General features: G+C 32.5%; 10 protein-coding genes. 1 reads left to right on the top strand and 9 read right to left on the bottom strand.

All coding sequences use genetic code 11. The features are described 5' to 3' along the window. Positions 1–66: 66 nt before the first annotated feature. From glmM to gltB, 5 genes are all read right to left on the bottom strand, one after another. On the bottom strand, positions 67–1,419 hold the full coding sequence (glmM, locus tag LRR82_RS00265) for a phosphoglucosamine mutase (protein WP_249029522.1): 1,353 nt from the start codon (positions 1,417–1,419) through the stop codon (positions 67–69). A gap of 1 nt (position 1,420) precedes the next feature. Then, positions 1,421–2,800, bottom strand: coding sequence for a CdaR family protein (locus LRR82_RS00260; protein ID WP_249029521.1), 1,380 nt, complete (start codon positions 2,798–2,800; stop codon positions 1,421–1,423). After that, complete coding sequence (gene cdaA, locus LRR82_RS00255) at positions 2,793–3,581, bottom strand: diadenylate cyclase CdaA (RefSeq protein ID WP_249029520.1); 789 nt, start codon at positions 3,579–3,581, stop codon at positions 2,793–2,795. The genes LRR82_RS00260 and cdaA overlap by 8 nt, the downstream gene beginning before the upstream one ends. A gap of 70 nt (positions 3,582–3,651) precedes the next feature. Beyond that, on the bottom strand, positions 3,652–5,118 hold the full coding sequence (locus tag LRR82_RS00250) for a glutamate synthase subunit beta (RefSeq protein ID WP_249029519.1): 1,467 nt from the start codon (positions 5,116–5,118) through the stop codon (positions 3,652–3,654). Continuing rightward, positions 5,118–9,632, bottom strand: a complete 4,515-nt coding sequence (gene gltB / locus LRR82_RS00245) for a glutamate synthase large subunit (RefSeq protein WP_249029518.1) — start codon at positions 9,630–9,632, stop codon at positions 5,118–5,120. Before gltB ends, LRR82_RS00250 begins: the two co-directional genes overlap by 1 nt. A 278-nt stretch (positions 9,633–9,910) precedes the next feature. Here gltB and LRR82_RS00240 point away from each other — a divergent pair, with 278 nt between their 5' ends. Further along, on the top strand, positions 9,911–10,483 hold the full coding sequence (locus tag LRR82_RS00240; protein WP_249029517.1) for a PduL/EutD family phosphate acyltransferase: 573 nt from the start codon (positions 9,911–9,913) through the stop codon (positions 10,481–10,483). 39 nt (positions 10,484–10,522) lie between these two features. On the opposite strand, the gene LRR82_RS00235 is transcribed toward LRR82_RS00240, so the two are convergent. The 4 genes from LRR82_RS00235 to LRR82_RS00220 all read right to left on the bottom strand — a co-directional run bounded on the left by LRR82_RS00235 (position 10,523) and on the right by LRR82_RS00220 (position 14,257). Then, a complete protein-coding gene (locus LRR82_RS00235) occupies positions 10,523–10,801 on the bottom strand; it encodes an HU family DNA-binding protein (protein WP_249029516.1) in 279 nt (92 codons plus the stop codon). A 14-nt stretch (positions 10,802–10,815) separates the two neighbouring features. Then, complete coding sequence (locus LRR82_RS00230; protein ID WP_249029515.1) at positions 10,816–11,826, bottom strand: threonine aldolase family protein; 1,011 nt, start codon at positions 11,824–11,826, stop codon at positions 10,816–10,818. Between the two features lie 10 nt (positions 11,827–11,836). Beyond that, positions 11,837–12,667, bottom strand: a complete 831-nt coding sequence (locus LRR82_RS00225; protein WP_249029514.1) for a MurR/RpiR family transcriptional regulator — start codon at positions 12,665–12,667, stop codon at positions 11,837–11,839. Positions 12,668–12,808: 141 nt separating this feature from the next. After that, the gene (locus LRR82_RS00220; protein ID WP_249029513.1) at positions 12,809–14,257 is read right to left on the bottom strand and encodes a glycoside hydrolase family 1 protein; all 1,449 of its coding nucleotides are present in this window, start codon (positions 14,255–14,257) and stop codon (positions 12,809–12,811) included. Positions 14,258–14,552: the final 295 nt, after the last annotated feature.

Below are 14,552 nucleotides of genomic sequence, written 5' to 3'. Positions count from 1 at the left end.
CTCCTTACAATATCATATATAAAATATTGCCATAATATATGGCAATATTGTGTGATATTGTGTTATTTAAAGAATGTAACCTTTTTCTTCCATTTTTTTCACGATTTCATGAACACATTTTTCACAAATATCGTCACTACTTGCTTCTACCATTACTCTTACTAGTGGTTCCGTTCCACTTTCACGTACTAATACACGTCCTTCATTTCCTAAACTTGCTTCCACTTCTTTTATTACTGCTTGAACATCACTATCTTCTTGTGCTGTTGTTTTGTTTGTAACACGTACATTTTTTAGTAATTGAGGATAAATGTGTAAATCAGCTAATAATTGGGCTACTGTTTGTTTGCTTTCAATCATTGCTTCCATTACTTTTAAAGAAGTTAGTACTCCATCTCCCGTAGTAGCGTTTTTAGAGAAAATGACATGTCCTGATTGTTCTCCTCCAATACAGTGTCCATTTTGAATCATATTTTCATTAACATATTTATCACCTACTGCTGTTTTTTCATATTGAATACCAGCTCTATCAAATGCTTTATATAAACCTAAGTTAGACATAACGGTTGTTACTACTATATTGTTTGATAGTTCATCATGATTTTTTAAGTGTTTTCCACAAATGTATAATATCGCATCTCCATCTACTACTCTACCAAATTCATCTACTGCAATACATCGATCAGCGTCTCCATCATAAGCAAAACCAATGTCTAATCCTTTATGACGAACATATTCTTGTAATACTTCAATATGTGTAGAACCACAATTAGTATTAATATTTAATCCATCTGGATGGTTATTAATAACATATGTTTTTGCACCTAGTGCATCAAATACTGCTTTTGCAACAGAACTACTAGCTCCATTGGAACAATCTAAACCAACTCTTAGATCTTTAAAAGAACGTGTTGGAACTGACATTAAGTATCCAATGTAACGATTACGTCCCATTGAATAATCAACTGTACAACCAATATCATCTTTTAATGCATGAGGTAATTCTTCTATTTGACCATCTATATATTTTTCAATTGCTTCTTCTACATCACTATTCATCTTATGTCCATTGCTACTAATTAACTTAATACCATTGTCATAATAAGGATTATGACTTGCAGAAATCATAATTCCACAATCAAACTCTTCTGTACGTACGACATAAGCAACGGATGGTGTTGGTGTAACATGCATTAAATATGCATCTGCTCCACTAGCCGTAATCCCTGAAACAAGAGCGGATTCAAACATATAAGAACTTCTTCTCGTATCTTTACCAATGGCTATTTTAGCTTTTCCTACTCTTTTTTGACTACTAAAATACCATCCTAAATAACGTCCTACTTTAAAAGCATGTTCTACTGTTAAATCTACATTTGCTTCTCCTCGAAAACCATCTGTTCCAAAATATTTACCCATTTTAATTCTCCTGTTCTTTTATTTCTACTGTTAAATTAGTAACTGTTGTAAATGTTACATACGTTTCACTGCTTTCTAGTTTTAGCGTTACTTCATGTTCTCCTGTTGTTAAATCGGAAACATCAATGCTTAGTTGAAGATTGGATGCTTCTAAACTACTTACTACTGAGCTTGCTCCACTAAAGCTAACATCCACTGTTAAATCCCCCGTTAAAGTATATCCTTCTGCTAAATTCAATACCGAGACATCGACATCTTTCAAGCTACCTGTTTCTAATTCACCAATCGTTACAATGGCATCTACCGATGCAATAGACATCTTATTGACTCCTTCAATTGCACGAATAGACACTGCTGTGCGTGTTGTATCTTCCTTTAAATCAGATACATCTACATATACATAGGCACTAGTAACATCTTCTAACAATGATTCACTACCATAAAGTGTTACTTCCGTTTGACTTAATACAATATCTTCCACTGCCATATTTTCTGCTACTGTCCCTTGTACTCTTACTACCAAAGGAACTACTTTACTATACGTATCTAAGCGACACTCTACATAAACCGTATCACTACCAAATTCCACTTCTACAATATCACCATTCCCATCATAAGCAACTATACTAGCTTCTTGATTGAATTCACTACTAGCATTTGATACATCAATATTGGCTTCTACACTAACAATGCTATCGATATCTTCTTGTGACCCACGGACTTCGATTGTTTCTAAATCGATTGCAGTTAATGCTACTGATTCATCCACTTGTAAATCATCTTCATTAATAAAACGATATGATAATGGGAATGTTTGTGTTACTTTTGATTCTATTTTTACAACAATACTAGAAGGTACTACTACTACTGTTAAAGAATCAGAAAAGTTTGCTGTTTTTAACTCAACAGTTTGTTCCCCTTCTCCTAAATTAGTAGCATCAATATAGACATAATAATCATTCATTGCTTTTAAGGCATAAATATCTAAAGAAGAACCAATAACCATGACTTCTACATGATCTACTAAACCACTAATCACATAGTCTTTACTAAGACCTGTTACTTCTACTGGAACATCGCTAATAACATCCCCACTTGTAGGTGTTGAAAAAACATTATCAACAGAACCTCCATTTAACATAAATACAATCAATATCGTAATAACAAAAGATAAAACACGAATAGCTGTTTTTGTAGACAACATTTTATCTAACATTCCATTAATAAAATTAATAGCTTGTAAACCATGTTTAAAAGCACCATTTATAAATAAATTTGGATCATCTTGACTATTTGTTTCTTTTTCATCTTCTTTTTGTCGAGAAATAAAATTTAAGAAGATATCAGTTGTGGAAGTTTTATTAGGATCTTTTTTACTCATCACCTTTACCCTCCTTTGTTTTTAACCAATCTAATTCTTTCATTAAATTTGCTTTTAATTCTAATCTTGGGATCTTACGTAATTCTCCCTCTATTGCAAAAGAAATAGTTCCTGTTTCTTCCGATACTATCACTGTTAAAGAATCTGTTATTTCACTAATTCCAATAGCAGCACGATGTCGTGCTCCATAAATAGGACTTAACTCTTTGGTTGTAGAAGGATAAAAAGCAGCAGCACAAACAACACGATCGCCTTTTATAATAACAGCTCCATCATGTAATGGTGTTCCTTCCCAAAAAATAGTAGTAAATAATTCTTCTTTAATATCCGCATTTATCTTTGTACCTGAGTTAATATAATCAGCTAAAGATTGAGTTTTTTCAAAAGTAATCAAAGCCCCTGTATTACTTTGTGATAAACGTGTAACAGCACTCACTATTTCATCTATTAGTCGTACTTTTTCATCTTCTGACATATCATCAATATGATAATTAAGTTTTGTTTGACCTAATTTTTCTAATGTTGCACGAATTTCTGGTTGAAATACAACAACAATACAAACTATCCCCCATGTTAACATCGTATCTACTAAGTAATCCATATTCGAAAAACCAAATACACTGGTTATTAACTTTAAAAATAAGATAAGTAGCACTCCCTTAAATAATTGCATGGTACGAACATTTTGTTTTAACATATTTAATATTAAATAGATAATAAACCATACTAAAGCAATATCTACTATTGTGCGTAAAACACTAATAATGATTTCATAAGGCATATATCCCACCCTCTTTCTTTTAAGATTATACCATTTTTAAATTCAAAATAAAAGATAACATATTGCTATGCTATCTTAAATTAGTATATCCCATACAATCATAATCTACTACCTTTGCAACATCTCGACCTTCACGAATCGCCCACACTACTAAAGACTGTCCTCGTTTCATATCTCCAGCTACATAGATATTTGATTTTGTAGTACGATGATTGGTTTGTACGACACAATTTCTTTCATTCATTTCTACATCAAATGCTTCTGTTACATGTTTTTGTGCCCCAATAAAACCAGCTGCAATAAACACTAAATCTACTTCAATTTCTTTTTCACTACCTGCTACTGGAACCATTCGATTGTTTTCATCTTTTTGTAATGATAACAAGATTGCTCCACAAACATGTCCTTGTTCATTTTTAATAAACTCTTTGACAGTTGTTTGGTATTGACGTGGATCTTTATCAAAGACAGCAAGACTTTCCACTTGTCCATAATCTGTCTTTTTAATACGTGGCCATGTTGGCCAAGGATTATCTTCACTTCTAGTAGTTGGTAATTCTGGCATCATTTCTAATTGTATTACATCCTGGCATCCTAAACGAATAGCAGTTCCAACACAGTCATTTCCAGTATCTCCACCACCGATAACTAATACTTTTTTTCCTTTTGTTTCAATAAAAGAACCTTCTTTTAAATCATGATCTAATAATGATTTTGTAATATTTGTTAGATAATCTACTGCAAAATAGATACCTTTTGCATCTCGATTTGTTACTGGAATATCACGAGCAAGACGTGTTCCACAAGCTAATACAACACGATCAAAATCTTCTTGTAATTGTTCAGCTTGAGCTTTTGTTTCTATCCCACTATTTGTTTTAAATTGAACTCCTTCTGCTTCCATAATCGCAATACGACGTTCAATAATATGTTTTTCAAGTTTCATGTTTGGAATTCCATACATCAATAATCCCCCAACACGATCATCTCTTTCAAAAACAGTTACATGATAACCACGTTTATTTAATTGGTCAGCTACTGCTAAACCAGCAGGACCTGAACCAACTACTGCTATTTTATAATCATTTCTTTTTAATGGTGGTAATGGTTGGATCCACCCTTTATCAAAAGCTTCTTCTATAATAGCGTATTCATTTTCATGAACAGATACTGCTTCTCCATGTAAACCACATGTACATGCTGCTTCACATAAAGCAGGGCATACTCGAGAAGTAAATTCAGGAAAATTATTTGTTTTTAATAAACGATAAGCTGCTTGACGATAGTGTCCTTTTGTAATTAAATCATTCCATTCAGGTACTAAATTATTTAACGGACATCCTGTTACGATTCCATCTAATTCCACAGCTGATTGACAAAAAGGAACTCCACAATCCATGCAACGTGCACCTTGCAAAGATTGTTGGTCAGGAGTTAATGGGATATGAAATTCTTTAAAGTTTTTAATTCTTTCTTTTGGAGCAATTGTTTTACTAACTTGTCTTTCGATATCTAGAAATCCATTTAATTTACCCATTATTTTACTCCTTTCTTAACCATATTGAATGCTTCAATACTAGCTTGATCATAATCCATTCCTTGACTTTGGAATAAAGCAATTGCTTCTGTTACTTTCTTATAATCATGAGGAATTACTTTTTTAAAGCTACGTACTGTTTGTTCATAGTCATCTAATATACGTTGTCCTAGTGGTGATGCTGTGTGGGCAACATGTTCTTGAATCATTTCTTTTAACTCTTGACGATCATTTAAAAGATGTACAAAACCATATTCAACCATTTCTTTATTTAAGTTTTTATATAAAATATTTTCAGGGTCATAAACATAAGCTATTCCCCCTGACATCCCAGCTGCAAAGTTACGTCCTGTTTGACCAAGAACTACTACTTTTCCACCCGTCATGTATTCTAAACCATGATCTCCAACTCCTTCAACAACAGCCATTGCTCCAGAGTTACGAACTGCAAAACGTTCACCAGCTATCCCATTTACAAATACTTTCCCTGATGTTGCTCCATACATTGCAACATTCCCAACAATGATATTGTCTTCTGGTTTAAATAGTGATCCTGTTGGTGGTACTACTGATAATTTACCACCTGATAAACCTTTTCCAAAATAATCATTTGTATCACCAAATACTTTGATTGATAAGCCTTTTGGAATAAATGCTCCAAAGCTTTGTCCAGCAGATCCATTACAAGTAATTTGATAGGTATCTTCTTCTAAACCAAACATATGATGTTTGGTAATGATTGATCCTAAGATTGTTCCAAAACTACGATCTAGGTTATCTATTTCTACTGTTAATTGTTTCGCTTCTTTTGCTACAATCGCTGTTTGTAAGTTAGCTAATAAAATAGTTGTGTCTTTTACTTTTTCTAATTCAAAGTCATAAGAATTAGTTGGATCATAACAAATATTTGTATTAGTAGTATAAGTAGTATCTAAAATACGTGCTAGATCGGCTTTATAAGCTTCTCCTGTTTCTAATAATTCTACATGTCCTACCATTTCTTCTACGGTTCTAAAACCAAGCATTGCCATATGTTCACGGAAATCTTGTGCTACAAACTTCATAAAGTTTTCTACATATTCTGGTTTTCCAGTAAATCTTTTTCTTAAGATTGGATTTTGTGTAGCTACTCCCACGGGACAAGTATCTAAATTACATACACGCATCATAACACATCCCATGGTTACTAATGGTGCTGTTGCAAAACCATATTCTTCTGCTCCAAGTAGAGTTGCTATCGCTAAATCTCTACCTGTCATTAATTTACCATCTGTTTCTAATACGACACGACTTCTAAGTCCATTCATAATTAATGTTTGATGGGCTTCGGCTAAACCAAGTTCCCAAGGTAATCCAGCGTTGTATACTGAGTTCTTAGGGGCAGCTCCGGTTCCACCATCATATCCTGAAATTAATACAACTCCTGCACCAGCTTTAGCAACCCCAGCCGCAATTGTCCCTACTCCTGTTTCTGATACTAACTTTACAGAAATACGAGCTTCTGTGTTTGCGTTTTTAAGGTCATAGATTAGCTGTGCTAAGTCTTCTATTGAATAGATATCATGATGAGGTGGTGGTGAGATTAGTCCCACACCCGGCGTAGAATGACGAGTTTTTGCAACCCAAGGATATACTTTAGTAGCAGGTAATTGTCCACCTTCTCCTGGTTTTGCTCCTTGTGCTAATTTGATTTGTATTTCTTTGGCACTACATAAATATGCGGATGTAACCCCAAAACGACCTGAAGCTACTTGTTTAATAGCAGAACAACGATTGTTTCCAAATTCATCAATTTCAAATCTTTCAACATCTTCTCCACCTTCACCACTATTTGATTTAGCTCCTAAGTGATTCATTGCAATAGCCATTGTTTCATGTGCTTCTTTTGAAATAGAACCATAAGACATTGCACCTGTTTTAAATCTTTTTACAATTGCTTCTACACTTTCTACTTCTTCTAAAGGAACTGCTTTACGTGTTGTTTTAAATTCCATCATACCACGAATATTCGTATCTTTTCCTTCTTGATCAATAGCAGTTGCATATTGTTTATAAGTTTCATAGTTTCCTGTTTTCGTTGCTTGTTGTAATAAGTGAATTGTTTTAGGATTATATAAATGTTCTTCTTTTCCACCACGAGCTTTATGCATTCCATCACTATCTAATGATAAATCTACATCATATTGCATTGGGTCAAAAGCTTTATAATAATTTGATAAAACCATTTTTTCTATATCTTCTAAAGTAATCCCGCCAATTCTAGAAACAGTATTATCAAAATATGCTTCTATTAATTCACTACTAATACCTAATGCTTCAAAATTCTTAGAACCACGGTATGATTGCATTGTTGAGATACCCATTTTAGATGCTATTTTAGTAATACCATGTAATACTCCATGGTTATAGTCTTCTACTGCAGTATGATAATCTTTTTGTAATAAACCTTCTTCTACTAATTGATAAATAGTATCTTGAACTAAGTATCCATTTACAGCACTAGCTCCATAACCTAATAAAGTAGCAAAGTGATGTACTTCTCTTGGTTCTCCTGATTCTACAATTAAAGCAGTACTATTTCTTAGTTTGTTTTTTACTAAGTATTGATGTAATCCACTAACTGCTAGTAAAGAAGGGATTGGTATTAATTGGTCACTTAAACTACGATCACTAATAATGATTGCTGTTGCACCATTTAATATTTCTTTTTTAGCGTTTTCAAACATATTGTCTAAAGCTTCTTTTAAAGAAGTTCCTTTTTTATAAGTCATTGGTAATTCAACAACTTTGAAACCAGCTTGTTTCATATGTTTTATTTTTAACATATCTGTATTTGATAAGATTGGATTATTTATTTTAATTAACTGACAATTACTTGGTGTATCTACTAATATATTTCCATCACGTCCAATAAATAAACTTGTTGCAGTAACTATTTCTTCACGAATAGCATCGATTGGAGGATTTGTTACTTGAGCAAATAACTGTTTAAAGTAGTTAAATAAAGGTTGTTGTTTTGATGATAATAAAGCAATCGGAGCATCATTCCCCATTGCAATAACTGGTTCTCCACCACTTGTTGCCATCGGTAAAATATAATCATGAACATCTTCATAACTAAATCCATGCACCATTTGTCTTTGTGTTAGTTCTTTTTCTTTATATAAAGGTACTGATACATTTGGTACTTTTAGTTTTGATAAATGTACTACATTATTTTCTAACCATTCTCCATAAGGAAGACGTGTACTATAATCTTCTTTTAATTCTTCATCTGATAATAATTTCCCTTGTTTTGTATCTACTAATAACATCTTACCAGGACGTAATCTTTCTTTTACCACTATTTTTTCAGGTGCTAAAGGAATTGCTCCTACTTCAGAAGCTAAGATTAAATAATTATCATCGGTAATATAGTAACGAGATGGACGTAGTCCATTTCTATCTAGGATTGCTCCCATTACATCACCGTCACTAAAAAGAATCGAAGCTGGTCCATCCCAAGGTTCCATTAATGTAGCATTATAAGCGTAGAAGTCTTTTTTAGATTGAGACATTACACGATTATTTTCAAAAGGTTCAGGAATACACATCATAACTGCTTTTGGTAAATCCATCCCACCCATTACTAAGAATTCTAACGAGTTATCTAATCTTGATGAATCTGATCCAGCAACATCTACTACTGGATATACAATATCAGTATCTACTTTATCTGTTACAACGCATTCTTCACGACATAACATATTGGCTGCATTCCCTTTAATTGTATTGATTTCTCCATTATGGACCATAAAACGATTAGGATGAGCTCTTTGCCATGAAGGCATTGTATTCGTAGAAAAACGTGAATGCACTAATGCTATTGCACTTTCATAAGCTTCATCTTGTAAATCATTAAAGAATGAACGAAGTTGTCCTACTAAGAACATTCCTTTATATACAATGGTACGTGAAGATAATGAACATACATACATTTCTTCATGATTTTCTTTTTCAAATAATCGACGAACTTGATATAGTTTTCGATCAAAATTGATTCCAACTTCTATATCTTCTGGTTTTTTAATGAAACATTGCCATAAGGCTGGCATTGCATCTAATGCTTTTTGGCCTAATACAGATGGTGTATGAGGAACATTTCTCCATCCTAATAAGCATAAACCTAATTGTTCTATTTTTGATTCTAATGATTGTTTTACATTTGCAAGTTGTTTTGGATCTTGAGGGAAAAAGAACATCCCTACTCCATAGTGGCCTTTTTGTGGTAACGTGAAATCTTTCGTTACTTTTTCAAAATAATGATGTGGAATTTGTGTTAAAATCCCTACTCCATCTCCCGTTTGCCCAGTAACATCTTTACCCGCACGATGTTCTAGTTGTTCTACAATAGATAGTGCTGTAGATACTGTATAGTGTGTTTGATCACCCGATATATTTACAACTGCACCAATCCCACAGTTATCATGTTCAAATGATGAATTGTATAAATTATTATCATTTTCATTCTTCATTGTATATCCCTCCTTATTTTAAGTATTGTAATAATACTATAATTCGGAAATTATGTAAAGATATGTGCTATATTTGTATTATCCCTAAATATATATGGAATATACGTCAAAAAAGCATGAAAAAGCTCTTAAAAAGGACTTTTTGTAATAGGTTTTTACTAAAATAATAAATTTTTGTTATAACAATGATAAAATATTTTTATTTTTTTTTCATAAAACTTGAAAAAAAAGAGAAAAAGCGTATTATATACGTGAAGGTATATAAAGGAGATATAAAAATGAGTTCAAATATATTAGTAGAAACATCTGCAAGACATGTGCATTTAAACCAAGAAGCAATTGATGCTTTATTTGGTCCAGGATTTTCATTAACTGTTAAAAAAGAATTATCACAGCCCGGTGAGTTCGCAAGTGATCAACGTGTTGGCGTTTTAGGTCCTAAAGGGGAAATCAAAAATGTAATCATTCTTGGTCCTGCTCGTCCTAATAGTCAAGTAGAGTTATCTTTAAGTGATGCTAGAGTTGCTGGTGTGAAAGCACCAATTCGTGAATCTGGAGATGTTGCTGGAAGTGCTGGTTGTACTTTGGTTGGTCCTTATGGTAATTATGAATTAGCTGAAGGGGTTATTGCTGCAAAAAGACATATCCATTTAACAGAAGCGGATGCTGCAACATTTGGTGTGGAAAACAAAGAAATCGTAAGTGTTAAAATTGATACTAGTGATCGTTCATTAGTATTCGGTGATGTTGTTTGCCGTGTTAGTGATAAGTTTGCTACTGCAATGCATATTGATACAGATGAATCAAATGCGGTTGGTGGTGGACCATTAACTGGAACAATCATAAAATAAAAAAAAGAGATGTTTCTACAAAGGTAGAAAACATCTTTTTTATTTTTCGTTTAATTTATCTTTTAATGTGGCACTTGGTTTAAAACCGACTGTTTTACTTGCTTCTACTTCTAGGATTTCTCCAGTTTTAGGATTACGTCCTGAACGAGCATTTCGTTGTCTTGTTTCAAATGTACCAATTCCCTTAATGATTACTTTTTCATCATCCATTAAGGCTTCTGTTACATTCGATACCAAAGAATGTATCATTTCTTCAATATCTACTTTTTTAAAATTCGTGTCTTGTGCAATTGCATCAATTATTGCTTGTTTATTCATCGTTTTCACCTCTTCTATAATAGTTCTACAAATTGATGGGCTTTACTTGCTGGTGTAGCAAATGAAGTTACTAGACGAATCACTGTATGATTCTCATCTATTTTATCCATTATGTTGAAACTAAATTCACTTTCTAATTTTTTTATCAGTTGATTTGGTAAAATTGGAAATAGTTGATTACTTGGAGAATCAACATAGAAAGAATATCCGGCATTAACTAATCCGTCTCTTAATATTTTTGCAACGTTATTTTCGTATTTTCCAATTTCAAAGTATAAATCATCATTAAATAAAGTTAAAAATTGTACTCCTAGAAGTCTCCCTTTTGCAAACATCGCTCCTTTTTGTTTGATGTGATAGCGGAAGTCTTTTTTTAATTCGTCATTTACTAGTACTAAACATTCTCCAAATAGAGCTCCCATTTTAGTACCACCAATATAGAAAGCATCACTATACATTGCCATCTCTTTTAAACTTGGTGCTCCCTCAACGACTAGGGCACTTCCTAATCTTGCTCCATCTATAAAGAAAAATAGATCATGTTCTTTACAGTATGCAGATATTTCTTTTATCTCTTGTAGTGTATAAACAGTTCCAAATTCTGTTGTTTGTGAGATATACACCATTTTGGGTTGAACCATATGTTCGTCAGTATGTTCTGCCATCATAGATTCAATCATCTCTAGACTCAATTTCCCATTATTGTGTGGTCTTGTTAACACCTTATGGCCTGTTGCTTCAATTGCTCCAGTTTCATGAACAAAAATATGTCCACTATCTACCGCCATGACTGCTTGGTGTGCTTTTAAAGCCGATGAGATTAAAATCAAATTCGTGTGTGTTCCTCCTGGAATAAAATGAACATCAACATCTTGTTTATCAATAAGTTCTTTTAACTTATCGGATGCTGCTTTGCAATATTGATCCGTACCATACCCTGCTGTTTGTTGGTTGTTTGTTTGGACCAATGCTTCTAATATTCTAGGATGTGCTCCCTCACTATAATCATTTGTAAAACTGTACATTTCTCTCCTCCTATCTTCTTGGATATAGTATCCCATATCGTACATATAATAAATCCATGTACGTTTTTAACGTTGTTGTTCCTACTGTTGATGATTCACTAAACGTGCTTTCATAGCCATGAACAATAAACGCTTTATCACATTCTTCTATCAAAGGTGTCTCTTTATTCAATGTTATTAAAATAACAGTAGCTCCTCTTGCTTTAATAGCAGCAATAAGATGCCCGATTGGATTATTTCTAGCTCTAGCGCTTATTACAATAGCAACACTTGTTTCATCTAATAATTCTAAACGTTGACTATCGTCTCCTCGATCACTAAAAGCATAAGAAAATTTCCCTAATTTTAATAGTTTTAATTGAATATCAGAAGCCAATATTTTATTAAATTGAAATCCAAAGAAGTGTAACTTCTTTGATTCATAAATAATATCACATAGTTGGTCTATTTGATGAATCGATATATTTTCTTTACTTTCTTGTAATGATTGAATTGCTAAATCATATACTAAGTCTACACAGTTATTGGAATCCATATGAATATTTACCAAATCTTCTGCGGGTAAACGTATTTCTTGAGTGGCTATTTTTAATCCTGCTCGTACTTGTTGTTTGAATTGTGCAAAGTTTTCACATTTCAATGCCTTACAAAATCTTGAAATAGTCGCTGGTGATGTATAACACATCTCTGCTAATTCGTTAATATTAATGCTTGGTATTTCTTCTATATTTTGTAAGATATGATAACAAATACTATAATACATATCTTGACTATATGATGTATTGACATAAGTAATTAAGTTATATAAAATATCAAATTCTTCGTATAATTCTTTTTTCATGACGACTCCTTTTTTCTATTATACACGTTTTTATTTCAAATAAAAACCTCTTCTTCACAAAAAATAATTGTCTTTTTACTACTATTTTTCTTTTCCTTTAAAAAATAAGAAAAAAATAGATTGCACTAAGCAATCTATTTTTTATAATTCTTCTCCATTTGTTGCAATTACTTTTTGATACCAGTAATATGAGTCTTTTTTATAGCGGTTTAGGGTCCCTTCATGCTCTGTTTCTTCACGATCAATATACACAAAACCATAACGTTTTTGATATCCATTTACCCAACTTAATAAGTCAGTATATGACCATGTACAATAAGCAATCACACGACATCCATCATCAACCGCTTTCTTTAATTCTTCAATATGTGCTTTTAAATAAGCAATACGATAATCATCATGAATTTTTCCATCTTCCAGTTTATCAAATGCACCTAATCCATTTTCTGAAATAACAATCGGTAAATCATAACGACTTGTAATTTCACGACAACACATTCTTAGACCCATTGGATCAATTGACCAATCCCAATCTGTTGTTTCTAGATATGGATTAGCTGGACGTTTATATAAACCAGGAACTCCTTGTACTTTTGATGTTCCTTTTTTACCAGTATTATTCATTTCGTAAGTTGAAGTTACACCATCTAATGGATTATATTCGATAACAGATGTTTGATAGTAGTTTACACCCATAAAATCAATCAGTTTACTAGCTTCAACCATGATTTCTTGATCACCTTCCTCAAATTGAGGAGCTACACCGATAGAATCTAAATACATCATCGCACTACGTGGATAACGTCCATAAGCATAAACATCCATCCAGAAGTAGTTTTGTAAGTCATCAAAGTCAGCTTTTGCCATTGCATTGATTGGATGACAATCAATAGCGTAACTTGGCCCATACGCAAAACTTGCTCCTACATGTGCATTAGGGTACATTTCTTTTAATGCTTTTACACTTTTTGCATGTGCAATATTAGCGTGATGATTTACTTGATAGAATGTTTTCATTTCATTTACTTTACCTGGTGGATGCATTCCTTGTAACCATCCGTGTACAGTAAATATATTTTGTTCATTCATTGTAATCCAATATTTTACTCTATCTCCAAAACATTTAAATAAAGTAGTTGCATAGTTTACATAATCATCTACAATTTTTCTATCTTCCCAACCACCATATTGTTCTTCTAAAGCTTGTGGTAAATCCCAATGATAAATAGTAACCATTGGTTCTACATTATGTTTGATACATTCATTAATTAAGTTATTATAAAATTCAATTCCTTTTTCATTTACTTCGCCATTCCCATTTGGATAAATTCTTGACCAAGCAATTGAAAAACGATATGTCTTTAATCCCATTTCTGCCATTAAAGCAACATCTTCCATATAACGATGATAATGATCTACTGCAATATCACCTGTTGTTTCTTTAAATGTTTTTCCTGGAATACGTACAAATTCATCCCAATTAGATTTACCTTTTCCATCACTCAACCAAGCACCTTCGACTTGATATGCAGCAGAAGCACTACCCCATAAGAAGTCTTTTGGAAATCCTTTACTATCTTTAAAATACATGATGTATTTCCTCCTTGTTTTCTAAAATAATTATAACATATATATTTTATTGTTTTTTTCAAAATAAAAAAAAGTAATATCCTAACTAAATTATCGAAAGGAAGGACCTGGACTTTAAATATAAGTTGGAGTATTTATCTAGCGTGGGGTGATTCAAAAGTCATCAGCAATGAATATGGATTAAGTTATTTACAAAGAGTTCATCTGCTTTCAAAACTTATACTAAACATATATTATAAGTAAATATTTTACCAAAATAAAAAGAGTAGGATCTCCTAGGGGCCCTACAAAAAAT

This window comes from Tannockella kyphosi (assembly GCF_021054785.1).
GTDB lineage: Bacteria > Bacillota_I > Bacilli_A > Erysipelotrichales > Coprobacillaceae > Tannockella > Tannockella kyphosi.
The sequence above is the reverse complement of the archived record's forward strand: the minus strand, read 5'-3'. Positions and strand labels throughout refer to the sequence as shown.